Annotated in this window: 1 pseudogene; it reads left to right on the top strand. The window is 75.4% G+C overall.

Annotation, left to right across the window (positions count from 1 at the left end):
• Positions 1-898, top strand: a pseudogene (locus tag Q2100_RS31115) (hypothetical protein); the annotation flags it as partial.

Genomic DNA, 898 nt, shown 5'->3' with positions numbered 1-898 from the left:
CGGCGCCCGTGCGGTTGGTCGACGACGAGCTGGCCACCTCGCTGGCGCCGGGCGGCCGGCTGGACACCCTGCTGTCGGCGGTGGACTTCGCCGTCGGGCCGACCGTCGACGCAGGCGGTCAGCTCAGCGGCGCCCTGTGCCTGGCCGTCGACCCCGATCTGCTCGTCACGGTCAACGCGATGACCACCGGCTACGTCGTCAACGAGGGCGTCGATGCCGGACCCGGCACGCCGACCCGGCCCGGCACCGGTCAGGACGCCGCGATCAGCTGGCTCAACCGCCTCAAGGCGCTGGCGCAGCGGATGTGTGTCGCGCCGACCACCTACGCCCAGGCCGACCTCGACGCCGTGCAGCGCGTCGGCGACCCGGCGCTGCGCACGATCGCCACCACCGGCGCCGCCGACATCGTCGACCAGCTGCTGGGGATCCCGTCGGTGCGCGGCGTGACGATCGTCGGCGACGGTCCCCTGACCGGGCCTGCCGCGCAACTGTTGTCCGCGCGGGGCCGCCGGGTGGCCATCGCCGCGGCGGACCTCACCGCGCAGGACTCCGCGACGGGTGTGCTGAGCACCGCCGACCTCGCCCCGATGCGCCTCGCTCCCGACCTGGTCGCGGTGCCGTTCGACCCGACCGTCGGGGCAGCGCTCGCCGGGGTCGGCTCCGAGCCGGTCGCCCCCACCTACCTGGATCCGTCGCTGGAGGTCCCCGTCCAGCACGACTCCGAGGTGGCCCGCCGCCAGGATGCGCTCGGCTCACTGCTATGGCGTGGTCTGCGTCCGGACGCCGCGCCGCGCACCCAGCTGCTGATGCCGCCGCTGACGTGGAACGTGCGGGCCGACGACGCGCAGGCGATCCTGACCGCCGCCGCCACCGCGATCCGAGCGGGCCTCGCGGTGCC

The sequence above is a fragment of the Mycolicibacterium arseniciresistens genome, assembly GCF_030519285.1.
In the GTDB taxonomy this organism is placed as follows: domain Bacteria; phylum Actinomycetota; class Actinomycetes; order Mycobacteriales; family Mycobacteriaceae; genus Mycobacterium; species Mycobacterium arseniciresistens.
Note: the sequence above shows the minus strand (reverse complement) of the source record. Positions and strands in the feature narration are given on the sequence as shown.